This window comes from Acidovorax sp. 1608163 (assembly GCF_003669015.1).
Lineage (GTDB): Bacteria > Pseudomonadota > Gammaproteobacteria > Burkholderiales > Burkholderiaceae_C > Acidovorax.
This window is the reverse complement of record NZ_CP033069.1, coordinates 3,209,769-3,231,690: the sequence shown is the minus strand read 5'-3', so window position 1 is coordinate 3,231,690 and position 21,922 is coordinate 3,209,769. Positions and strand designations below refer to the sequence as shown.

Here is a 21,922-nt window from a genome sequence, read left to right as displayed (position 1 = left end):
ATCGTTCATCTTCGATCGCCTTGCGGTGCCTTTTCACCTCGCGTCTTCATGCTGCGGTGTCTTAGCGCGACCTGGTGGCCCTTAGTGGGAGCGTTTGCTGCCGCGCACAGGGGCGGGAGTGTCTCGCCGCGAGAAGATTGTCTGTCTTTCCTATCTGTGTCTAAGAACCTGTTCAAAATCTTTTCCCGATGAGGTACTGATAGCAGGCTGACTGTGACTGAAGCTAAGCTGCGTGCTCCATGAGAGCCAAGTACCCCAGCGACATTAGCCCCGAGCAATTTGAACCCATCCGTGCCTTGCTGGAGAGTGCCCGCAAGAGTACGCGCCCACGCAGTGTTGATCTGTATGAGGTGTTCTGCGCAGTGCTCTATTTGCTGCGCACCGGTTGCCAGTGGCGGGCGTTGCCCAGTGACTTTCCCAAGTGGCGCACGGTGCATGCGTACTTTGCCATCTGGAGCGAGCCGCGTGAGGGAGGCAGCCTGCTGGAGCAGGCTTTAAAAAAATCAGGTTGGCGCGGCCCGAGAGAAACTGGGGCGCAACGCCTCAAGCACGTTCTTGATCGTGGACGCGCAGAGCGTGAAGAACACGGAAACGGCGGGCAGCAAGGGCTATGACGCGGGCAAGAAAGTCTCGGGAATCAAGCGCCATATTGCAGTGGACACGCTAGGGCTGCCGCACGCCGTTGCGGTGACGACGGCAGAGGTGACGGACCGCAAAGGGGCTTTGCAGGCACTGCAGCGCTGCAAACCTGCTTTGAGCCGGGTGCAAGCCCTGTTGTGTGACAGCGGCTATGTGGGCCGGCCGTTTGCCCAGGGCGTCCAAGACATTCTGGGCGGACACGTCGTGGCACAGATCGCCAAGCGCAGTGAACTGCATACGTTCAAGGTGATGCCCCAGCGTTGGGTGGTGGAGCGCAGCTTTGCCTGGTTGGAGAAGAACAGGCGGTTGTGGAAGAACTGCGAGAGGTTGCTGAACACCAGCTTGCAGTTCGTCCATCTGGCATTCTTGGCTCTGCTGCTCAAAAGATCTTGAACAGGTTCTAAGGCCCGTCTATGAAACGCAATCAGCTATCTTTTTTATAGTGAACGACGATATTTCGCAAGGACGGAACGCTCCCAGGGCATGTGCCTTTGCTCCGCACAGAAGGGAAAAGGAGGCAACATGGGTTTCTGCCTCCTCAGCCGAATTACATTGGGGCCCTTGCCTCGCTTGATCCACCCACCGCCGACCGCTGAAGGACCCCGCTGCATGCGCCAAGTCATTGCCAACCTGGAAGCTTCCAAAATCCGTGAAATCGCCAACGCTGGCATGGGGCGTAAAGACGTGCTGGCCTTCTGGTTTGGCGAGAGCGATGAAGTCACCCCCGGCGTGATCCGCCGCGCCGCCATCGAGTCGCTGGAAAGCGGCGAAACCTTCTATTCGCAGAACTGCGGCCTGCCCGAGCTGCGCGAATCGCTGGCGCAATACATGGGGGAGTCGCACCCCACCGCAGGCGTGGATGCAGGCCGCATCGTGGTCACCTCGGGCGGGGTCAGCGCGTTGATGCTGGCGGTGCAGGCGCTGGTGGATGCGGGCGATGAGGTCGTCATCGTCACGCCCGTGTGGCCCAACCTGGTGGCGCAGCCCACCATCATGGGCGCGCAGGTGCGCTGCGTGCCACTGCGGCCACAGGGCGGCGCGTGGGGGCTGGACCTGCCCACGCTGCTGGGCGCCATCACGGCGCGCACCAAGCTGCTCATCGTCAACGCACCCAACAACCCCACGGGCTGGACGCTGACGCGCGACGAGCAGCAGCAAATCCTGGCGCATTGCCGCAGCACCGGCACCTGGATCTTGGCCGATGAGGTCTACGAAAAGCTCTACTACGAGCCCACCGCCCACGGCTGCGCGCCCAGCTTCCTGGACGTGGCCGCGCCCGACGATCGCCTGCTGGTGGCGCACAGCTTTTCCAAAAGCTTTTTGATGACCGGCTGGCGCCTGGGCTGGCTGGTGCTGCCCGAGGCGCTGGTCGATGCCATGGGCAAGCTGATCGAATTCAACACCTCGTGCGCCAGTGTGTTCACCCAGCGCGCGGCGCTGGCCGCGCTGGCCTACCGCAAAGAGATCACGCCCCGCGTGGTGGAGCATTTCAAAACCTGCCGCGACACCCTGGTGCCCCTGCTGGCCGCCGTGCCCGGCGTGCAGGTGGCTGCGGCACATGGCGGCATGTACGCGTTTTTCCGACTCGAAGGGTTTGACGACTCCATGACCGTGGCCAAGCGCCTGGTGGCCGAGGCTGGCCTGGGCCTGGCTCCGGGCGATGCCTTTGCCCCTGAGGCCCAGGGCTGGTTGCGCTGGTGCTTTGCCTCCAAAGACCCCTCGCGCCTGGTCGAGGGTGTGCGCCGCTTGCGAGCGTGGCTGGAGCTGCAGCGGGCGCTTTGAAGTCGCTGCCGTCGGGCCGCCTTTCCTGTTTGCCACATAAGCGGTGCGCACGCACTTGAGCACCGCCACCTCCAAGTCCCCGCATGGGACCGCTCTGCCATGGGGTGTTGTCTGTAACAGAAAGTGAATAAACTCACAGCCTCTTCGTGCTCCGTGTGACTTGATGCCTTCCCTCGATCTGCGTTCGCTGGCTGCCATGTCCGGCATCATGGCTGTGGTGCTGGGCTTGGTGCTGCTCGGGGTGCGCGCGAATTTTCCTGCGTCCATCCGGGGCCTGCGCTATTGGGGGCTAGCGCCGCTGCTGTGTGCGTCGTCCACCGTGCTGTTCGTGCTCAGCGGCGTGCTGCCCAACTGGTTGTTGGTGCTGGCAGGCAATGGGCTGCTGATGGTGGGGTTTGCCTTCTTTTTGTTTGGCAGCCAGCGCTTTTTTGGCCAGCCCGTGGCGTGGCGGCGGTGGGGCATGGTGGCCGCAGGCGCGCTGTCCCTCATGGCGGTATTTTTGTGGGTGCAGCCCGACTACCGTTTGCGTGTGCTGGTGTTCACCAGCACCTTGGCGCTGGTGTGCGTGGTGCATGTGCGCCTGCTGTTGCGCCACGGCCAGGGGTTTTCCAGCCGTCTGGCGGCCGGGGTGCTGGCGGCCCAGGTGCTGGTGCTGGTGGGGCGCGGCGTGTCTTCGCTGTGGCTGGACAGCGCGGATTCAGACCGCTTTGCGCCCTCGTTGGCGCAGACGGCCTACCTGGGGGCTTTCAGCTTTTCGGTGTTGCTCGTCAGCGTGGGGGTGCTGCTGATGGCCAGCGAGCGGGTGCGCTCAGAGTTTGAGCACCTGGCCACGCACGACAGCCTGACCGGTGCGCTGGCGCGCCGTGCTTTGCTGGAGCTGGCCGCCATGGAGATGCAGCGCTGGCAGCGTTACCAGCAGCCGTTTGCGGTGTTCATGCTGGATGTGGACCACTTCAAGCAAATCAACGACACGCACGGCCACCTGGTGGGGGATGCTGTGCTGCGCGATTTGGTCACCCAGGTGCGTGCCGCTCTGCGCGGCGCAGACAGGCTGGGGCGCTATGGGGGCGAAGAGTTTCTGGTGCTGATGCCGGGCACCGATCTGGCCGCTGCCCAGGTGGTGGCCGAGCGGGTGGCCGCCACCGTGCGCAGCGCTGCGCCCCAGGCCCCAGCCCCCCACTGCACCGTCAGCATCGGGGTGGCTGCCGTGCAGGCGGGCGATGCCACGTTTGAGCTGCTGCTGGCCCGTGCCGATGCGGCCTTGTACCAGGCCAAATCCAGCGGGCGCGACCGGGTGGTGGTGGCCCCGGCAGATGTGGTGCTTTTTTAAGCCAAATGGGCCTGTAGCGCTTTGAAATAAAGCGCTGGCAGCTATAAAAAATATAGCTGCCAGTGTTTCTAGGGTGGTGTGTGCGATGCGCCGATGCCAGGGCGTTTGCGCCCCAGCCAGCGCCTTGCCACCCACGCTGCTGCGCCCGCCACCATGCCTGCCACGCACAGCCCGTGCAGGGTAGACAGCGACACCCAGGCGTACAGGCCATTGGCGTCAGACCATGGCGCCCAGGGCGTGATGTCGGCGTGCATCACGCTGTCCAGCACCACATGCGACCAGGTGCCTGCCAGGGCGCTGAGCAACACCGTACCTGGCCGCCACTGCTCGGCTTCGCTCAGCCATGCCACGCGGTGGTGCTGCACCTCCAGGTTCCAGCGCCGCAGCAAAGGGCGGCACAGCCAGGGCGCCAGCACGGCCGTAGCCATCGCGATGGGCACCGCGCCCAGGTAGGTGTGCGTGGGGCCATGCAGCACGGCCGCGCCGCGCAGCATGCCCACCAGCGGCTCAATGTCCATCGCCACCTGGGCAATGCCGAAGGTGAGCACGCTGAAGTGGCGCCCGGCCACGGCCTTGAGGGCCAGGCCTGCGCCCATGTGAAAAGGGGTGAAGGGCATGGGGTTGCAGGGGTGAAGGGATGCCGTCAGACGGCGGTGGGCCACTGCAGCCCATGGGGCAGGGCGGTGGGGCCAAACACAAAATGCAGCACGCGCCTGCGGTCTGTGCCCGTGGATTTGGACGATGCGTGCACCAGCAGCGGGCGCATCAGCAGCGCAGCCCCTGCGGGTGCGGTGCACACTGCCTCGGTGCCTTGCTGGCGCAAGGTGGCCATGGCGGCGGGCGAGAGGTGGCCGTGGGTGTGCGTGCCGGGCAGCACGCGCAGCGGCCCGTCGCTGGGCCCGCAGTCATCCAGGTGCAGCCGCACGGCCACCATGTGCGCCAGCCACGCGGCGGGTGGCTGCACAAACCAGTGCCCCTCTTTGGCCGACCAGCCCTGCCAGCCGGGTGCGGCCACCTGCTGGGCCACGGGCACGCTCAGGTCCTGGTGCGGGGCCACCAGCCAGTTGCGGTGGGCGGTCTTTTCAAAATAGGTGCACTGCACGGCCCGCGCATCGGCGGGCAGGCAGGCGGCAATGTTGGGGTGGGCGCGCAGCTGTTGGGCCAGGGCGGCGCACCAGGGCTGCGCCAGCATGTTGCGCGTGCCGCCCGAAAGGGTGCGGGCGGTTGCCTCGTCTCGGCTTGCCATCGCGGCCAGTGCCTGGCATTGCGGGGCTGGCACGGCGTCTTCCACCAAGGCATACCCGTGGGCTGCAAACGCCTGGGCGGCAGTGCCGCAGCCCGACGTGCCCAGGCCCCGCTTACTTGGGCTGCCCGCCATCCGAAATCCGCCGTGCATACACCGCCAGCACGATGCGCTCGGAATGCACCAGGTACTCGTTGAGTGCGGCAGAGGCCTCTTGCAGCTTGCCTGCCTCGAACAGCTCCAGGATGTTCACGTTCATCTCCACATACGGCATGTGCAGAAACTCCGGGTCGTTGAGCAGGCCAAAGGCCAGCCGCAGCTCGGCCAGCAGGTGCGAGAAGACCACGTTCAGGCGCTCGCTGTCGGCCAGCTCCACGATGGCCATGTGGAACTCCATGTTGGCCGTGCCCACGCCCTGCCAGTCGCCTGCATCGCGGCAGCGCAGGGCCATTTCCACAGCGTCGCGCAGGTGCTTTTTGGCGGGGTGGCGGGGGTAGGCCTGGGCCAGGGCCTGGCACTCAATGAGCCGGCGCACGCGGTAGATGTCGATGATGGACGCGATGCTGGGGATGGCCACAAACACGCCTCGGTTGGGCTCGTGCTTGAGCAGCCCTTCTTTGGTCAGCAGGCGGAACACTTCGCGCAGGGTGTTGCGCGATATCTCCAGGCTCTCGCTCAGGGCCGCTTCGGACAGGCGCTGGCCCGGCGTGAACTCCCCGTGCACGATCTTCTGGCGGATCAGTTCCGCCATGCGGTCATTCAGTGTTTGGGGGTTGCTCAGTTCTGACTTCATGCCCGGATGGTAAGGGGAAAGAAGCCCCGCCCCCGCGCAACTTTGGGGGCCCCTTTGGCGCATTTGCAGGGCCCCTGCGGCATCCGCCAGGCGGGCCCATCAGAGAGGCGCGCTGCGGTTGCTGGCGTCCCAAACCCCACAGTTTGTACGTAAACCGAGGGTTTTTACTGAGGGTGTGGGTGCTGCTTTGTTGGGCAGAATCGACAAATCGTAAAACAACTGAATATTTTTTGTTCAACAAAAATTATTCGATTGCCACTCAATGGTGCATGTTTTGTTCGTTGATATGGCATGCAAGTTGCATGGCGAGAGGCAGCTGGCTGCGTGCTGGGGACTTTGGGGTCTGTACGCAGCGGCAGAGGAAAAGCGCGCGCAGCGGTGCCTGTGCCCTGGTTCAGGGGGCAGGGCTGTGCGGGGTGTTTGTGTGTCTGTGTGCTCAATGAAGGATCAACATGCTTAGTGACGTCAATCTGTGGCCGCTCATCGGGGTGGCCATCATCATCGTGGGCTTTGTCCTGCGGTTTAACCCCATGCTGGTCGTGATCGTCACGGCCGTGGGCACCGCCCTGGCAGCCGGGTTTCCCATCGACAAAATCCTCGCCACCATCGGCACGGGCTTTATCAAGACGCGCAACCTGCCGCTCATCATCTTGCTGCCCCTGGCGGTGATTGGCCTGCTCGAGCGCCACGGCCTGCGCCAGCATGCGCAAAACTGGATCAGCTCCATCAAGTCGGCCACGGCAGGCCGCCTGCTCATCGTGTACCTGGCTGCGCGCCAGCTCACCGCTGCCATTGGCCTGACCAGCCTGGGCGGCCACCCGCAAATGGTGCGCCCGCTGCTGGCGCCCATGGCCGAAGGCGCCACCGAGGCGCGCTACGGCACGCTGCCTGAGCGCATTCGCCACAAGCTGCGCGCCTTCTCGGCTGCCACAGACAACGTGGGCCTGTTCTTTGGCGAAGACATCTTCGTCGCCTTCGGTGCCATCGTGCTGATGACCACCTTCCTGCACGAAGCGGGCATTGATGTAGAGCCGCTGCACGTCGCGTTCTGGGGCATCCCTACCGCCATCTGCGCGTTTGCCATCCACGCATGGCGCCTGTACCGCCTGGACGGCGTGCTGGCCCGTGAGCTGAAGGCCGAAGGCATCGAGCCGTTGTCCGCTGCTGCGGCTTCTTCCAACAAAGCCGCCTGAGGAGCGCCGCCATGATTCTCTCCATCCAATACCTGTACTACCTGGTGGGCGCCGTGCTGGCCCTCACGTCCATTGCCACCTTCACCGATGGCAGCAACCCCAAGCGCGTGAGCAGCGGCTTGTTCTGGGGCCTGTATGCCCTCGTCTTCTTGGTGGGCGACCAGTTGCCCCCGCTGTGGGTGGGCGTGGGCGCCGTGGCCATGGCGCTGATTGCGGGCTTTGGCGGCGTGGCCGGTGGCCAGCACAAAAGCCCCAGCGTGGCCGAATACGCGGCCAGCGCCAAGCGCCTGGGCAACAAGCTGTTTGCCCCAGCCCTGGCGATTCCGCTGGTCACCATGATCGGCACCTTGTCGGCCAAGCACCTGTCGGTGGGCGGCGTGCCGCTGCTGGACCCCAAGAACACCACGCTGGTGAGCCTGGGCGTGGGCTGCGTGCTGTCGCTGGCGCTGGTGTGCTGGCTGACGCGTGAAACCCCTGCACAAGGCATGCGCGAATCGCGCCGCCTGACCGACGCCCTGGGCTGGGCCCTGGTGCTGCCGCAAATGCTGGGCATGCTGGGCCTGGTGTTCTCGGACGCCGGTGTGGGCAAGGCCGTGGCCTACGTCACCACCACCTACATCAACATGGACCTGCGCTTTGTGGCCGTGGCCGTGTATGTGATTGGCATGGCGCTGTTCACCATCATCATGGGCAACGGCTTTGCCGCTTTCCCGGTGATGACGGGCGGCGTGGGCGTGCCTGTGCTGGTGGGCGTGTACCACGGTGACCCCGCCGTGATGGCGGCCATTGGCATGCTGTCGGGCTATTGCGGCACACTGCTGACGCCCATGGCGGCCAACTTCAACATCGTGCCTGCTGCGCTGCTGGAGTTGCCAGACAAGAACGCCGTCATCCGCGCCCAGGTGCCCACGGCCCTGGCACTGCTCACGGCCAACGTGTTTTTGCTGTACTTCCTGATGTTCCGCTAACCCTAGTTAATCCCCATTAACTCCAAGGAAACACCATGACGCAGAACGTGCTGCTCACCGGCTTTGAGCCGTTTGACAAAGACCCGCTCAACCCCTCGTGGGAAGTGGCCCGCGCGCTGGACGGCTGGCAACCAGCCACACCGGCATCCGCCGGTGGTGCCTGCACCGTGCGCGCTGTGCAGCTGCCCTGCGTCTTTGGCGATGCCATAGCCCGCCTGCAGCAGGCGGTTGCGCAGTGGCAGCCCACGCTGGTGATCTGCCTGGGCCTGGCCGGTGGGCGCACCGAGATCACGCCCGAGCGCGTGGCCATCAACGTGGACGACGCCCGCATCCCCGACAACGCCGGGCGCCAGCCGGTGGACACGGCGGTGCACACCGATGGCCCGACCGCGTACTTCGCCACCTTGCCCATCAAGGCCATGGTGCGCGACATGCGCGCCCAGGGCGTGCCCGCTGCGGTGTCCAACACCGCAGGCACCTTTGTGTGCAACCACATCTTCTATGCGCTGATGCACCACCTGGCCAGGGGGACAGGGGGCGTGCGCGGTGGCTTTATCCATGTGCCCACCTTGCCTGAGCTGGCGGCATTGCACCCCGGCATGCCCAGCATGGCCTTGGCCACGCAGGTACGCGGCTTGCAAGTGGCCATCGAAACCGCGCTGGCCGTGCAGGCCGACGTGCGCGAAGTGGGCGGCGCGCTGCACTGAGCCTGGCTCCCCCGCTGATTGACGACGCTGGCCGCGCGCACCTTGCACGCGGCAGCACCTGGAGAACACGATGACAACGATAGACCTCAACAGCGACCTGGGCGAAAGCCTGGGCGCCTGGACGATGGGCGATGACGCCGCCATGCTGGAGATTGTCAGCAGCGCCAATGTGGCCTGCGGCTTTCATGCGGGCGACCCTGTCGGCATATTGCAAACCCTGCGCGCCGCCGCAGCGCGCGGCGTGGTGGTGGGCGCCCACGTGGCCTACCCAGACCTCAAGGGCTTTGGCCGTCGCAGCATGGACATCTCCAGCGCCGAGCTGGTGGCCGATGTGATCTACCAGATTGGTGCCCTGCAAGGGCTGGCGGCGGCTGCGGGCACTGCCGTGCGCTACGTCAAGCCGCACGGCGCGCTCTACAACACCATTGCCCAAGATGCCCGCCAGGCCAAGGACGTGATCACCGCCCTTCGCGCCATCAACCCGCAGTTAACCCTGGTGGCCCTGGCCGGATCGCCCCTGGTGCAGTGGGCCCGCGATGCGGGCCTGCGCGTGGTGTCCGAAGCCTTTGCCGACCGTGCCTACACTTCGCAGGGCGCGCTGGTGTCGCGCCGCGAAAAAGGCGCCGTGCTGCACGACCCCGAAGTGATTGCCCAGCGCATGGTGCGCCTGGTGCGCGAGGGCGTGGTCGAAGCCATTGACGGCAGCACTGTGCGCATCGAGGCCGACTCGATCTGCGTGCACGGCGACAGCCCCGATGCCGTGGGCATTGCGCAAGAGCTGCGCAAGCGCTTTGAGGCCGATGGCATCAAGATCGCTTCGTTCATGGCCCCTTCCATGGCCGCGGCCCAGGGGTAAGGCGGCATGCGTTTCTTGCCCGTCACCCTCAATTCGCTGCTCGTCGAGCTGGCCGACCTGGACGAAACCCTGGCGCTGCTGGCCTCGCTGCAGCACACCCCGCTGGCCGGTGTGGAAGAACTGGTCCCCGCTGCGCGGACCATCCTGGTGCGCTACCGCCCCTCGGCCACCAGCGCCGCCGTGCTGGTGCAGCACATTGCGCAGCGCGACCTGTCGCAGCGCGCCGAGCGCAGCGATACCTTGGTCGAAATCCCGGTGCACTACCACGGCGAAGACCTGGCCGAGGTGGCGCAGATCCTGGGCATCACTGCGGATGAAGTGGTGCAGCGCCACACGGGCAGCGAGTACACCGTGGCTTTCACCGGCTTTGCGCCCGGCTTTGCGTACCTGAGCGGCGGCCACCCCAGCCTGAACGTACCCCGCCGCAGCACGCCGCGCACCCGCCTGCCTGCGGGCTCTGTGGGACTGGCAGGCACCTTCAGCGGCGTGTACCCGCAGGCCAGCCCGGGTGGGTGGCAAATCATTGGCACCACCCCCGTGGCCATGTGGGACATTGCCCGCGCACAGCCCGCCTTGCTGCAGCCTGGCTATCGCGTGCGGTTTGTCGATGTTGCTACTAAATCAATAGCTGCTAGCGCTTATTCAGAGGGCGCTACAGGCCAAAAAGACCTTAAACCCTCTGGCCGCACGCAGCCCAGCCTTGCCGCAGGGCAGGCCGCGTTGCAGGTGCGTGCCACCGGGTTGCTCACCGTCTTCCAGGACCTGGGCCGCCACGGCCAGGCTGGGCAGGGCGTGTCGGCATCGGGTGCGATGGACCAGGCCGCCCTCAAGGCTGCCAACCGCCTGGTGGGCAACCCCAGCCACCTGGCTGCGCTGGAGACCGTGGGCGGTGGCCTGCAGCTGCGCAGTGTGGGCGAGAACGTGGTGGCCGTCACCGGTGCCGATGCCGTGCTGACGCTGATCACCGCCTCTGGGCAGCGCTGGCCCATGTCGCGCTACGCGCCCGTGGCCCTGGCCGATGGCGACACCCTGGCCGTGGGCCAACCCACCGCAGGCGCGCGCAGCTATGTGGCCGTGCGCGGCGGCTTTGCCGAAGCGCCCGTGATGGGCAGCTGCGCCACCGACACCCTGGCCCATGTGGGCCCCGCCCCCGTGGCCGTGGGCGACTGGCTGGCCGTGCTGCCCGCCCCGGCTACCTGCGTGGTGGCCGCGCCCGAGCTGCCGCCCGCCGACCTGCCCACGCTGGAGCGTGACGTGGTGCTGGACGTGGTGATGGGCCCGCGCACCGACTGGTTCACGCCCGAGGCCATCGCCCGCTTTGCAGCCCAGCGCTGGCAGGTCACGCCCCAATCCAACCGCGTGGGCCTGCGCCTGGCGGGCGAGGTGCCTCTGGACCGCGCCATCACCGGCGAGCTGCCCAGCGAAGGCACGGCATTGGGGGCCCTGCAGGTACCGCCCAGCGGCCAGCCCGTGCTGTTTTTGGCCGACCACCCGCTCACCGGCGGCTACCCGGTCATCGGCTGCGTGGCGCCGTACCACCTCGACCGCGCAGGGCAGATCCCTGTGGGCGCGTGGCTGCGGTTCAACCCGATCCAGCCGTTTGCAGAGCTTGCGCCTTGATTGTTCGTGCCGTTGGTTGCACTTTCAAAGAACACCGGAACATTGATATGAAAAAAGTTTTGATCGCCAACCGAGGCGAGATCGCCGTCCGCATCGCCCGCGCCTGTGCCGACTACGGCGTGCAGTCCGTCGCCGTGTACGCCAATGCCGACATCGATGCCCTGCACACCCGCATGGCCGATGAGGCCTATGGTCTGGGCGGTGACCGCCCCGCAGACACCTACCTGAACGTCGAAAAGCTGTTGGCCATTGCCAAAAAGAGCGGCGCCGACGCCGTGCACCCCGGCTACGGATTCCTCTCGGAAAACGCCGCCTTTGCCCAGGCCGTGATCGATGCAGGCCTGGCCTGGATTGGCCCTCGCCCTGCCACCATTGCCCAACTGGGCGACAAGGTGTCTGCACGCAAGATTGCACTGCAAGTGGGCGCGCCGCTGGTGGTGGGCACGCCCGACCCAGTGAAGGACGCGAGCGAAGTGCTCGCCTTTGCCGAGCAAAACGGCCTGCCCATCATCATCAAGGCCGCCTTTGGTGGCGGCGGGCGCGGCATGAAGATCGCCTGGCGCATGGACGAAGTGGCCGAGCTGTTCGAATCCGCCGTGCGCGAAGCCGTCACCGCCTTTGGCCGGGGCGAATGCTTTGTGGAGCAGTTCCTCGACAAGCCCCGCCACATCGAGGCCCAGGTGCTGGCCGACACCCACGGCAATGTGGTGGTGCTGGGCACGCGCGACTGCTCGCTGCAGCGGCGCAACCAGAAGCTGGTGGAAGAGGCTCCTGCGCCATTTTTGAGCGACGCGCAGCGTGAACGCATCCACACCGCCGCACGTGACATCTGCGCCGCTGCAGGCTATGTGAGCGCGGGCACGGTGGAATTTTTGCTGAGCCAGAGCGGCGCCATCTCGTTCCTGGAGGTCAACACCCGCCTGCAGGTGGAGCACCCCGTGACCGAGCAAACCACGGGCGTGGACCTGGTGGTGGAGCAACTGCGCGTGGCCGACGGCCTGCCGCTGTCCCTCACACAAACGCCTGTGCCGCTGGGCCACTCCATCGAGTTCCGCATCAATGCCGAAGACGTGGGCCGAGGCTTCTTGCCCACCCCCGGCCCGGTGCAGCGTTTTGACGCTCCCTCCGGCCCCGGCGTGCGGCTGGACACAGGTGTGCAGACGGGCTCCGTGGTGCCCGGCACGTTCGACTCGCTCATGGCCAAGCTCATCGTCACCGGCGCCACGCGCGAGCAGGCCCTGGCCCGCGCCCGCCGTGCGCTGCGCGAGTTCCAGATCGAAGGCGTGGCTTCGGTGCTGCCCTTTCACCGTGCCGTCATCGACCACCCCGACTTTGTGGGCGCAGACGGCTTCAAGGTGCACACCCGCTGGATCGAGTCCGACTTTGCCACCCCACTGGCCGCGGCGGTGCGGGCCGTGCCTGCGGCAGACACCAGCTTGCTGCGCACCGCCATCGAGATCGACGGCCGCCGCGTGCAACTGGGCCTGCCAGCGGTGCTGCTGCAAGGCTTGGCGGCAGCAGGCGGGCAGGGCGCTGGTGCCGCCGCACCGGCAGAGGCTGCGGTGGATGCCGCCGCCGTCACCTCGCCCATCGCCGGCAACCTGCACGCCTGGAAGGTGGTCGATGGCGACACGGTGCAAGAGGGCGACGTGATCGCTGTGATGGAAGCCATGAAGATGGAGATGCAGGTGACAGCGCACCGCGCAGGGCGCGTGACCTTGGCTGCAGCGGCAGGCACCGCACAGGCGCTGGGCGCGGTGATTGCGCGCATCGCCTGACAGGGTGCCCGTGAGGGATGCCGTGATCGCAGCCCGGGCGAAGCTTCTGTTTCGATGGGCCTGTTGGGGTGGGCTTTTTGAACTTGAAAGATCCGCTCGGGTGGAGCTGGTCGAAACCTTGCACGGTGCATCGACTCGGCTTGGTGAACGGTTCAAGTCGATTCGTTTCGGATCCATCACACCCATCAAAGCAGGTTCAGAGGGGGCCTTCACACGCTATCGGGCCTTGATAGCCCATAAAGAATAAGCATCACCCCGCAACTTTCGGTTTAACTTTACCTGGCTGTCGCGTATCGTCACCTGTTTCTAAAAGTATCAGGAGCGCATGATGCGGGCTGGGACCTCCGGGCTAACGGATTGGAGAGACATTGCCAGTGGCGATCTGGCGCTTTGCCGCGGCGTGTCCAAAGGCCGTGGCGTGGGTGCGCCTGCCAGCGCTGGGCCGCAGCCAGGTGCCCGTGCCCGCATGTGGGCTGGGTTTGTGGCGCTGCAGCGCGGTCTGCCGTGTGCCGGGGCCATGCCCCAGGCCTGACGCATGGAGCAAGCAAAACCGCCCGGCGGCACCTCCCATCGGAACACCCGCCCCGCTGCGGGTGACGACGCCAGTGCTGCGCCACTGGCATGGCCCCTGCACGATGAGTCGGAGCTGAATAAAGACCGGCTGGAGCTGGCCCTGGAGGCCGCAGGGCTGGACCTGTGGGAGAACGACCTCGTCACCGGGGCCGTCACCCGCCAGGCCACCAAGACGTTCACCGAGCTGGGCTACACCCCAGAAGAGATGGCATCCCGGATGCCTGATCTGTTTGATCTCTTCCATCCCGACGATGTAGAGGTAGTTCGCCAGGCGGTGCACGAGCACCTCAGCGGCGTCACGCCGCAGTACCGCTGCGAGTTTCGGTTGCGTTCCAAGCAGGGGGCGTGGGTGTGGTTTGCGAATTACGGCCGCATCATGGATGCCCACGCCGCCACACCGGGGCGCCGCTTGATTGGTGTCACGTTCAACATCGACGATCGCAAGCGCCGCGAGCAAGAGATTGCAGATATCAACCAGCAGCTGCGCGAGCAAAACGCCCTGCTTCAGCAGCTCAATGAAACGCTGGAGGGCCTTGCTTCCAAGGACCCTCTTACCGGCCTTTGCAATCGGCGCACGCTCATGCAACTGGGGGACGCCGAGTGCCGGCGCGCCGAGCGCTTTGGCCACCCCTTGTCTGTGCTGGTGGTCGATATCGACTTCTTCAAATCGGTCAACGACGCCTGGGGGCACTTGGTCGGTGACCGCATGCTCTGCGCCGTGGCCCAGGTCTTTCAGGCGCGCCAGCGTGCCGGGGGAGACATCGTTGCCAGGTTTGGGGGCGAGGAGTTCGTGATCGTGCTGCCCGAGACGGACGGGCCGAGCGCCTTGAAGGCTGCTGAGTCCTTTCGCAGTGAAGTGGCTGCCATGGGCATGCCCGTCAACGATCAGGGCCCGCGCCTGTCTGTCACGGTGAGCATAGGGGTGGTCACCGGCTTGCCGGGTGAACCCCTGAATTTCGAGGCATTGGTCAACCGGGCGGACCATGCGCTCTACCAAGCCAAGGGCACTGGGCGCAATGCTGTGTACAGCGCCGATGGCAACAACTTGTCCTTGTTTGCTTCGGAGTAAATCGCTGTAAATGGGCGGGGACCGTCTTTGTCCAGCCCTGCCGCGGCACTGCCGACCACCCGTGTCATAGGGGGCCGCCGCTTTTGCCTCGTCCTAGTTCGCGGCTTCTGTGGCCACCAATTCGGCCAGGCGGGCTTGCACGGTGGAGTGGTAGTGCGGCTGGATGGCGCCCGGCTTCAGCAGCTCTCGCAGCAGGGCCGCGCTGTTGCATCGCTGGATGGGCTCAAACCCGCCGAACCCCAGGTCAACGATGATTTGTCTGCTGACGGTCTCGCCCAGATGCCTGTTGGCAGCTGCGCATGCGAGCAGTTCCCAGCGTGCCGTGTGCGTCTCGGGGATGGCTTGCAGGTCTTTGACCAGCATCCGCTGGATCATGGGGTTGTTGGAGTACTCGGCCACCAGCATGGCCCGCGCAAAATTCTGCTTTTCTTGTGGGCTGCATTTTTCATCGCCATAAGGCGTGTGGTTGTTTTGCGCGACATGCCGAGCGATCTCCCGGTGCGCCGCATCCACCGCCTCGGCGCTTAACAAGTCTTCCGCAATGGCATTTGGGGTGTTCTTGAAAATCACCCTCAGCGCGTTGTTTGACGTCTCGGTGTCCGGGTCTTGTGCCAGCACTTGGAGCACCTCCAGATCGCACCATCCCCTTTTTGCCACGGCCCTGCGCACGGCTTTGCTGCTGTCAGTGGCCAACAGGCGCAGCAACGCTGCATCGGTGGTGGCGTCGGCCACCCGTTTGCGCTGGCCACCGTCCATTGCCAGAATCTTGTCGTGACTGGCCTGGGCGGCCTTCCAGGGGTTGAATTCAGGCTTGGGGTTGGCTGGTTTTACGTAAGGTTTGGCGATGTGGGTGGCGATGGCCGCATCAATCGCAGCGTCGGTGGTCTGTAGCCCTGCAAAGCGCTGGGTCAGGTTCTTCTTCGCTGCGCGGCTGACCTCGTCATGCTTGTCGCGCAGCAGGCTCAACAACACGTCGCTGCTGGCATGGCTCGACATGGCGAGGTTCAGGCGTTCGGGCTTGCGCGGGCTGTTGAGAAAGAAACGCGTGAGTTCCGCCGATGTGTTGGGGTGCATGGCAATGATCTTGCGCAGCCTTGCGTCGTCCATGGGCAAAACGGCTTCAAGTACGTCCGGCGGGCACCTGGGGTGTTTGGCCAGCAGGCGCACAGAGTCGGGAACCAGTTCCTTGGCGTAATGCGCCTTCCTGTTCAGCCAGACAAAGCGCAGCTGATCAGCGCTCAGTTGCTTGTTCAGCACCAGCGCCTTTTCCCAGGGAAAGAACCACGCACGGTTCAGGCCTGTGACCACTTTTTTCGATTGCAGCAGCGTAAAGATGAAGTCCAGCAGCACCAGGTCCTTGCTTTTTCGGACCGTGGTCTCCAGCTCCAGCAACGCGTTGGCAATGCGCAGCGGGCTGTGCGCCTGGGCTGCTCCCTCTCGGGCCGCTTCGCGGGTGAGCTTGCCTGCCAGCACGGCCTGCAAGAGTTGCAGGTCGCTGTCGATCAGCGCGTTGGCCGTGTGCATGAAGCGGCGGCGTTCACCGCTTTCACTGAAGTAACTGTCCATTCCTTGGAAAAGTGTCTCCAGGGCTGCAAGTTCTTCCAGGGTGGGCAGGGCATCGTTGGTTGGCACAAAAGATTCCTTTGAACGAGAACTGGGGCCACCCTTGCGACGGGCCGATGGCGGTGTGCAGGATCGCGGCCCTGCGCGGTGGCGCATGGAATATACGTCCCGGCCACGGGAGCTGTGGTGGACAAGTTGTCCGGTTGTCGGTTTGTGCGGTTGGGCCCGCATGCAGCCGCCGCCCGCCAGCCCGGTGTACGCCACCCGGCGTATTTCCCGAAAGCCAGGGGCTCTCCAGAATCCACTCCATCGCACCACACGGCCCACCGGCAACCCCGGCGGGCAGGGCGAAGCGGTTTGACCCCCTTACCTACCGGAGATCACATGCAACGTCGTTATTCCCTCAAAGCCCTCGCGGCCGTCGCTACGCTCGCTGGCCTGTCTGCACTCCCAGTCCATGCGGCAGATACCATCAAGGTGGGTGTGCTGCACAGCCTGTCGGGCACCATGGCTATTTCTGAAACGGTGTTGAAAGACACGGTGCTGATGGCCATTGACGAGATCAACGCCAAGGGCGGTGTGCTGGGCAAGAAGCTCGAGCCCGTGATCGTGGACCCGGCCTCCAACTGGCCGCTGTTCGCTGAAAAGACCAAGCAGCTGCTGGGCCAGGACAAGGTGTCGGTCATCTTCGGCTGCTGGACTTCGGTGAGCCGCAAGTCGGTGCTGCCCGTGGTCGAAGAAATGAACGGCCTGCTGTTCTACCCCGTGCAGTACGAGGGTGAAGAACTGTCCAAGAACGTGTTCTACACCGGCGCTGCGCCCAACCAGCAAGCCATCCCTGCGGTGGACTACCTGATGAGCAAGGACGGCGGTAGCGCCAAGCGTTGGGTGCTGCTGGGTACCGACTATGTGTACCCCCGCACCACCAACAAGATCCTGCGCGCCTACCTCAAGTCCAAGGGCGTGAAGGACAGTGACATCGACGAGAAGTACACCCCGTTTGGCCACTCTGACTACCAGACCATCGTGGCCGACATCAAGAAGTTCAGCCAGGGCGGCAAGACGGCGGTGGTGTCCACCATCAACGGCGACTCCAACGTGCCGTTCTACAAAGAGCTGGGCAATGCAGGCCTGAAAGCCAAGGACGTTCCTGTCGTCGCCTTCAGCGTGGGCGAGGAAGAGCTGCGCGGCGTGGACACCAAGCCACTCGTGGGCCACCTGGCGGCCTGGAACTACTTCCAGTCCATCAAGAACCCTGAGAACACCGCCTTCATCAAGAAGTGGAGCGACTACGCCAAGGCCAAGGGCATTGCTGGCCACAAGGACAAGCCGCTCACCAACGACCCGATGGAAGCCACCTACATCGGCGTGAACATGTGGGCCCAGGCCGTGACCAAGGCCAAGAGCACGGACACCGACAAGGTGATCGCAGCGATGGCCGGCCAGACCTTCAAGGCGCCCAGCGGCATCGTCAGCAAGATGGACGAGAAGAACCACCACCTGCACAAGAGCGTGTTCATCGGCGAGATCAAGGCCGACGGCCAGTTCAACGTGGTGTGGAAGACCCCTGGCCCTGTGAAGGCCAAGCCATGGAGCCCGTACATCGAAGGCAATGACAAGAAGGCTGACGAGCCTGAGAAGAAGTAACACCCCCCTGAGGCGCTAGAGCGCCTTCACCCCCTCTCTCACGCTGGCGCGTGGGAGGGGGGACGCCGCCAGCGCGGCGGGGCGGCCCTTGCGCGGCGGCTCTCGCCTTCGCATCGCGCCTGCGCGGCGGCCCACTGCGACTTCAAAGAGCCTCCGTCATGCATTCCTCCATTTTTTCTCGTCTGATCGCCTGCGTTCTGCTGTGTGCAACTGCGCAGGCGTACGCACTTACCGCCGAGCAGGCCCTGGCGATGGCTGCTGGTGAGACTGATGACCGCGTGGCTGCCGTGCAGCAAGCCGTCGTGGAGCCTAGCGAACGCACCGCCGTCTTTTTGCAGGCGCTGGCCGATGACGCGGTGAAGGTCGCCGCAGGCAAGGCCCTGATCGTGCGTGACGACAAAGGCATTGACCCGGTGAGCGGCGCTGAGGTGCCTGTGCCCGCCGATGCCGAAGACATCATCAACAACAACCGCATGCGTGGTGAGATCGACACGGCCCTGGCGGGCCTGGCGCTGTTTGGCAAGGATGAGGCCAAGCGCATGGCCGCTGCCAAGGCGCTGGCCAAGGAGCCGGATGCAGGTCGCCTGCCATTGCTCGACAAGGCGCTGGCGCAGGAAACCAACGACAAGATCAAGACCCAGCTGGAGCTGGCGCGCGCCGCCACGCTGCTGGGCAGCGACGACGCTGCGCAGCGCATCGCTGCAGCCCAGGCACTGTCGCTCAGCGCCACGCCCGATACGCGGCTGCTGCTCAACGAGCGCGTCACGGTCGAAGAAGACGCCAAGGTCAAGGCCGCACTGCAGGCCGCACTGCGCGCCATGGAAGGCCAGCTCGCGTGGGGCGAACGCCTGGGCGCTGCGTTCTCGGGCATCAGCCTGGGCTCCATCCTGCTGCTCGTCGCCTTGGGCCTGGCCATCACCTACGGCCTGATGGGCGTGATCAACATGGCCCACGGCGAGCTGATGATGATCGGCGCCTACGCCACCTATGTGGTGCAGGGCATCTTCCAAAAGTATTTTCCGGGCGCGTTCGACTGGTACCTGGTCGCTGCGCTGCCGCTGGCGTTTGGCGCCTCGGCTGCCGTGGGCGCGGTGCTGGAGCGCGGCGTGCTGCGCTTTCTGTACGGCCGCCCCCTGGAGACGCTGCTGGCCACCTGGGGCATCAGCCTGGTGCTGATGCAACTGGTGCGCACGATTTTTGGCGCGCAGAACGTGGGCGTGGAAAACCCCGCGTGGATGAGCGGCGGCGTGCAGGTGCTCTCCAACCTCACGCTGCCCTACAACCGCCTCGTCATCATCGGCTTTGCGATTGCCGTGCTGCTGGGCATGGGCTACCTGATCGGGCGCACGCGCCTGGGCTTGTTCGTGCGTGGTGTCACGCAAAACCGCCCCATTGCCTCGTGCATGGGTGTGAACACGGCGCGCATCGACACCATGGCCTTTGCACTGGGCTCGGGCATTGCGGGCTTGGCGGGCTGCGCGCTGAGCCAGGTGGGCAATGTGGGGCCGGATCTGGGCCAGAGCTACATCGTCGATGCCTTCATGGTCGTGGTGCTGGGCGGCGTGGGCCAGCTGGCGGGCACCGTGTATGCCGCGCTGGGTCTGGGCATCCTGAACAAGTTCCTCGAAGGCTGGGCGGGCGCGGTGCTGGCCAAGATTGCGGTGCTGGTGTTCATCATCATCTTCATCCAGAAGCGGCCCCAGGGCATCTTCGCGGTCAAAGGGCGTACGGCCGACTGAAGCACCAGAGACGACTGATCATGACTACGCCAACCTCTCCCAACATCCAACTGCCCGCACCGGCGCCGCTGCTCACGCGCGGTGGCTGGTCGGCCTTTATCGTGGCGCTCATCGTGGTGTGCGCCGTGGCACCCGTGCTCAACCTCTGGGTGCCCGCAGGCAGCATGTTCCACCTGTCGGACTACGCCGTGGCGCTGCTCGGCAAGATCATGTGCTACGCCATCTGTGCACTGGCCATGGACCTGATCTGGGGCTACACCGGCATCCTGAGCCTGGGCCACGGCCTGTTCTTTGCGCTGGGCGGTTACGTGATGGGCATGTACCTCATGCGCCAGATCGGCCGCGACGGCAACTACAAGAGCGACCTGCCGGACTTCATGGTGTTCCTCGACTGGAAGGAGCTGCCCTGGCACTGGGCGCTGTCCGACAGCTTCATCGCCACGCTGATCCTCATCGTGGCCGTGCCGGGCGTGATCGCGTTTGTGTTCGGCTACTTCGCCTTCCGCTCGCGCATCAAGGGTGTGTACTTCTCCATCATCACGCAGGCCATGACGTATGCGGCCATGCTGCTGTTCTTCCGCAACGAAACCGGCTTTGGCGGCAACAACGGCTTTACCGACTTCAAGCGCATCCTGGGCACGCCCATTGCCACGCAGAACATGCGCATGACGCTGTTCGTGCTGACGGGGTTGTCGCTGCTGGGCTTCTTCCTGCTGGCGCGCTGGCTGGTACGCAGCAAGTTTGGCCGCGTGCTGCAGGCTGTGCGCGATGCCGAGAGCCGTGTCATGTTCTCGGGCTATTCGCCGCTGCCCTACAAGCTCACCATCTGGACCATCAGCGCCATGATGTGCGGCGTGGCGGGCGCCCTGTATGTGCCCCAGGTCGGCATCATCAACCCCGGCGAAATGAGCGCCGCCAACTCCATCGAGATCGCCGTGTGGGCCGCCGTGGGTGGCCGCGCCACGCTGATCGGTCCCATCGTGGGGGCGTTCATTGTCAACGGGGCCAAGAGCTGGCTCACCGTGACGGCGCCAGAGTTCTGGCTGTATTTTCTGGGCGCGCTGTTCATTGCCGTCACGCTGTTTCTGCCCAATGGCGTGGTCGGTCTGGTCAAGAAAATCAAAGACAAGACAAGCAAGAAAGGAGCTGCGCAATGACGCCCGATTTGATGGAAGAGGGCGCACGGCGCATCGAGGCCAGGCTTGCGCCTGCGCCCGTGGGCCAAACCGAGTCCGGAGGCCGTGCGGCAGGCTTCTCGCGCATCGCCGTGCCCGGCGAGGTCGATGTGACCCACGGCCGCATCTTGTACCTCGAAGACGTGCATGTGAGCTTTGACGGCTTCAAGGCCATCAACGGCCTGAGCCTGGACATCGCCCCCGGTGAGCTGCGCTGCATCATCGGCCCCAACGGTGCGGGCAAGACCACGATGATGGACATCATCACCGGCAAGACGCAGCCACAAAAGGGCACGGTGTTCTTCGGCTCCACCATCGACCTGTTGCGCCACAACGAGCCCGAGATTGCCAGCTTGGGGATCGGCCGCAAGTTTCAAAAACCCACGGTGTTCGAGCAGCTCACGGTGTTTGAAAACCTGGAGCTGGCTTTGAAGACCCACAAGGGCGTGAAGTCGAGCATGTTCTTCAAGCTCGACTCCGCGCAGTCGGACCGGCTGGCCGACGTGCTGCACACGATTCACCTGGCCGACAGCGTGACGCGGCAGTCGGGCAATCTGAGCCACGGGCAAAAGCAGTGGCTGGAGATTGGCATGCTGCTGATGCAGGACCCGAAGCTGTTGCTGCTGGACGAGCCGGTGGCGGGGATGACGGATGAGGAGACGGCGCGGACTGCGGAGTTGTTCCTCACGCTCAAGGGCAAGCATTCGCTGATGGTGGTGGAGCATGACATGGGGTTCATCCGCACCATCTCTGAGAAGGTGACGGTGCTGTGTGATGGCGCTGTGCTGGCCGAAGGTACGTTGGACCAGGTGCAGGCGGATGAGCGGGTGATTGAGGTTTATTTGGGGCGGTGATGGTGTCGTTTTGCCCTGGTTCATTGGAATACGAGAGCGTCCGCTATCCGTTCGGGCTGAGTTTGCCTGCCCTGAGCTTGGTCGAAGGGGCGAAGCCTGAGCGCTTTTCCCCAACCGTTCGGGCTGTGCCTGTCGAAGCCGGGGCTTGTGGGTTGATCAGGCGGTGTGCCTGGGTTGAGGGCGGGAGCCGGGTTGTCGCCCCGGCAGGCGACTCACTTTTCTTTGCTTCGCAACCGGGTGGCCGGCCCAAAAAAAGTAAGCAAAAGAAAGGCGACCCCAAGTCTGCGACCCCTGCGCTGCGCTTCGGGGCAAACCTGCGCCGGAGCGGTTGCGGGGTGCGCTGCAGAACTCATTGCGCGCCTGCGGCGCACCGTTCAAACAGCTGCGGCAAGT

Annotated in this window: 18 protein-coding genes; 14 read left to right on the top strand and 4 right to left on the bottom strand. The window is 64.8% G+C overall.

Going from position 1 to position 21,922, the window contains the following annotated elements:
- Positions 1-239 precede the first annotated feature (239 nt).
- The 3 genes from EAG14_RS14275 (at position 240) to EAG14_RS14265 (ending at position 3,751) form a co-directional block, all read left to right on the top strand.
- A protein-coding gene (locus EAG14_RS14275) for an IS5 family transposase (RefSeq protein ID WP_371414354.1) occupies positions 240-1,032 on the top strand; the annotation gives its coding sequence in 2 pieces (ribosomal slippage) (positions 240-497 and positions 499-1,032; 792 coding nt in all).
- Positions 1,033-1,248: 216 nt separating this feature from the next.
- Positions 1,249-2,421, top strand: coding sequence for a pyridoxal phosphate-dependent aminotransferase (locus EAG14_RS14270; RefSeq protein ID WP_121729280.1), 1,173 nt, complete (start codon positions 1,249-1,251; stop codon positions 2,419-2,421).
- A gap of 163 nt (positions 2,422-2,584) precedes the next feature.
- The gene (locus EAG14_RS14265) at positions 2,585-3,751 is read left to right on the top strand and encodes a GGDEF domain-containing protein (protein ID WP_121729279.1); all 1,167 of its coding nucleotides are present in this window, start codon (positions 2,585-2,587) and stop codon (positions 3,749-3,751) included.
- A 68-nt stretch (positions 3,752-3,819) separates the two neighbouring features.
- Here the strand turns inward: EAG14_RS14265 and EAG14_RS14260 are convergent, their stop codons facing one another.
- The 3 genes from EAG14_RS14260 to EAG14_RS14250 are packed head-to-tail and all read right to left on the bottom strand — an operon-like array spanning position 3,820 to position 5,787.
- Positions 3,820-4,368: a DUF4184 family protein gene (locus EAG14_RS14260; RefSeq protein WP_121729278.1), complete on the bottom strand. Its 549-nt coding sequence runs from the start codon at positions 4,366-4,368 to the stop codon at positions 3,820-3,822.
- Between the two features lie 26 nt (positions 4,369-4,394).
- The gene (locus EAG14_RS14255; RefSeq protein ID WP_121729277.1) at positions 4,395-5,129 is read right to left on the bottom strand and encodes a phytanoyl-CoA dioxygenase family protein; all 735 of its coding nucleotides are present in this window, start codon (positions 5,127-5,129) and stop codon (positions 4,395-4,397) included.
- Positions 5,110-5,787, bottom strand: a complete 678-nt coding sequence (locus tag EAG14_RS14250; RefSeq protein WP_099654837.1) for a GntR family transcriptional regulator — start codon at positions 5,785-5,787, stop codon at positions 5,110-5,112. Before EAG14_RS14250 ends, EAG14_RS14255 begins: the two co-directional genes overlap by 20 nt.
- 452 nt (positions 5,788-6,239) lie before the next feature.
- On the opposite strand from EAG14_RS14250, the gene EAG14_RS14245 reads away from it, so the two are divergent.
- The 7 genes from EAG14_RS14245 to EAG14_RS14215 all read left to right on the top strand — a co-directional run bounded on the left by EAG14_RS14245 (position 6,240) and on the right by EAG14_RS14215 (position 14,551).
- Positions 6,240-6,980, top strand: coding sequence for a DUF969 domain-containing protein (locus tag EAG14_RS14245; RefSeq protein WP_099654838.1), 741 nt, complete (start codon positions 6,240-6,242; stop codon positions 6,978-6,980).
- Positions 6,981-6,991: 11 nt separating this feature from the next.
- Positions 6,992-7,948: a DUF979 domain-containing protein gene (locus EAG14_RS14240; protein WP_099740619.1), complete on the top strand. Its 957-nt coding sequence runs from the start codon at positions 6,992-6,994 to the stop codon at positions 7,946-7,948.
- Between the two features lie 35 nt (positions 7,949-7,983).
- On the top strand, positions 7,984-8,655 hold the full coding sequence (gene pcp, locus EAG14_RS14235) for a pyroglutamyl-peptidase I (RefSeq protein ID WP_121729276.1): 672 nt from the start codon (positions 7,984-7,986) through the stop codon (positions 8,653-8,655).
- A gap of 70 nt (positions 8,656-8,725) precedes the next feature.
- Positions 8,726-9,511, top strand: a complete 786-nt coding sequence (locus EAG14_RS14230) for a LamB/YcsF family protein (protein ID WP_121729275.1) — start codon at positions 8,726-8,728, stop codon at positions 9,509-9,511.
- A 6-nt stretch (positions 9,512-9,517) separates the two neighbouring features.
- Entirely contained in the window at positions 9,518-11,131 is a 1,614-nt protein-coding gene (gene pxpB, locus EAG14_RS14225) for a 5-oxoprolinase subunit PxpB (protein ID WP_121729274.1), read from the top strand.
- A 47-nt stretch (positions 11,132-11,178) separates the two neighbouring features.
- Complete coding sequence (locus EAG14_RS14220; RefSeq protein WP_121729273.1) at positions 11,179-12,909, top strand: biotin carboxylase N-terminal domain-containing protein; 1,731 nt, start codon at positions 11,179-11,181, stop codon at positions 12,907-12,909.
- A gap of 535 nt (positions 12,910-13,444) precedes the next feature.
- The gene (locus EAG14_RS14215) at positions 13,445-14,551 is read left to right on the top strand and encodes a sensor domain-containing diguanylate cyclase (RefSeq protein WP_240456792.1); all 1,107 of its coding nucleotides are present in this window, start codon (positions 13,445-13,447) and stop codon (positions 14,549-14,551) included.
- 93 nt (positions 14,552-14,644) lie between these two features.
- On the opposite strand, the gene EAG14_RS14210 is transcribed toward EAG14_RS14215, so the two are convergent.
- Positions 14,645-16,378 carry a hypothetical protein gene (locus EAG14_RS14210; RefSeq protein ID WP_162996007.1) on the bottom strand — a complete coding sequence of 578 codons (1,734 nt, stop codon included), beginning with the start codon at positions 16,376-16,378 and terminating at the stop codon, positions 14,645-14,647.
- A 120-nt stretch (positions 16,379-16,498) separates the two neighbouring features.
- Between EAG14_RS14210 and urtA the strand changes: the two genes are divergently transcribed.
- From urtA to urtD, 4 genes are all read left to right on the top strand, one after another.
- Positions 16,499-17,761 (top strand): urea ABC transporter substrate-binding protein, encoded by a 1,263-nt coding sequence (urtA, locus tag EAG14_RS14205; RefSeq protein WP_121729271.1) that lies wholly within the window; start codon positions 16,499-16,501, stop codon positions 17,759-17,761.
- Positions 17,762-17,919: 158 nt separating this feature from the next.
- Positions 17,920-19,500: an urea ABC transporter permease subunit UrtB gene (gene urtB, locus EAG14_RS14195; protein ID WP_121729270.1), complete on the top strand. Its 1,581-nt coding sequence runs from the start codon at positions 17,920-17,922 to the stop codon at positions 19,498-19,500.
- A 20-nt stretch (positions 19,501-19,520) separates the two neighbouring features.
- A complete protein-coding gene (gene urtC / locus EAG14_RS14190) occupies positions 19,521-20,657 on the top strand; it encodes an urea ABC transporter permease subunit UrtC (RefSeq protein WP_121729269.1) in 1,137 nt (378 codons plus the stop codon).
- The gene (urtD, locus tag EAG14_RS14185) at positions 20,654-21,529 is read left to right on the top strand and encodes an urea ABC transporter ATP-binding protein UrtD (RefSeq protein WP_121729268.1); all 876 of its coding nucleotides are present in this window, start codon (positions 20,654-20,656) and stop codon (positions 21,527-21,529) included. Before urtC ends, urtD begins: the two co-directional genes overlap by 4 nt.
- Positions 21,530-21,922: the final 393 nt, after the last annotated feature.

Excerpts from the sequence above, each read along its gene's own strand:
- EAG14_RS14270 (WP_121729280.1), top strand. The coding sequence starts at position 1,249 with ATGCGCCAAGTCATTGCCAACCTGGAAGCTTCCAAAATCCGTGAAATC.
- EAG14_RS14265 (WP_121729279.1), top strand. The coding sequence starts at position 2,585 with ATGCCTTCCCTCGATCTGCGTTCGCTGGCTGCCATGTCCGGCATCATG.
- EAG14_RS14260 (WP_121729278.1), bottom strand. The coding sequence starts at position 4,368 with ATGCCCTTCACCCCTTTTCACATGGGCGCAGGCCTGGCCCTCAAGGCC.
- EAG14_RS14255 (WP_121729277.1), bottom strand. The coding sequence starts at position 5,129 with ATGGCGGGCAGCCCAAGTAAGCGGGGCCTGGGCACGTCGGGCTGCGGC.
- EAG14_RS14250 (WP_099654837.1), bottom strand. The coding sequence starts at position 5,787 with ATGAAGTCAGAACTGAGCAACCCCCAAACACTGAATGACCGCATGGCG.
- EAG14_RS14245 (WP_099654838.1), top strand. The coding sequence starts at position 6,240 with ATGCTTAGTGACGTCAATCTGTGGCCGCTCATCGGGGTGGCCATCATC.
- EAG14_RS14240 (WP_099740619.1), top strand. The coding sequence starts at position 6,992 with ATGATTCTCTCCATCCAATACCTGTACTACCTGGTGGGCGCCGTGCTG.
- pcp (WP_121729276.1), top strand. The coding sequence starts at position 7,984 with ATGACGCAGAACGTGCTGCTCACCGGCTTTGAGCCGTTTGACAAAGAC.
- EAG14_RS14230 (WP_121729275.1), top strand. The coding sequence starts at position 8,726 with ATGACAACGATAGACCTCAACAGCGACCTGGGCGAAAGCCTGGGCGCC.
- pxpB (WP_121729274.1), top strand. The coding sequence starts at position 9,518 with ATGCGTTTCTTGCCCGTCACCCTCAATTCGCTGCTCGTCGAGCTGGCC.
- EAG14_RS14220 (WP_121729273.1), top strand. The coding sequence starts at position 11,179 with ATGAAAAAAGTTTTGATCGCCAACCGAGGCGAGATCGCCGTCCGCATC.
- EAG14_RS14215 (WP_240456792.1), top strand. The coding sequence starts at position 13,445 with ATGGAGCAAGCAAAACCGCCCGGCGGCACCTCCCATCGGAACACCCGC.
- urtA (WP_121729271.1), top strand. The coding sequence starts at position 16,499 with ATGCAACGTCGTTATTCCCTCAAAGCCCTCGCGGCCGTCGCTACGCTC.
- urtB (WP_121729270.1), top strand. The coding sequence starts at position 17,920 with ATGCATTCCTCCATTTTTTCTCGTCTGATCGCCTGCGTTCTGCTGTGT.
- urtC (WP_121729269.1), top strand. The coding sequence starts at position 19,521 with ATGACTACGCCAACCTCTCCCAACATCCAACTGCCCGCACCGGCGCCG.
- urtD (WP_121729268.1), top strand. The coding sequence starts at position 20,654 with ATGACGCCCGATTTGATGGAAGAGGGCGCACGGCGCATCGAGGCCAGG.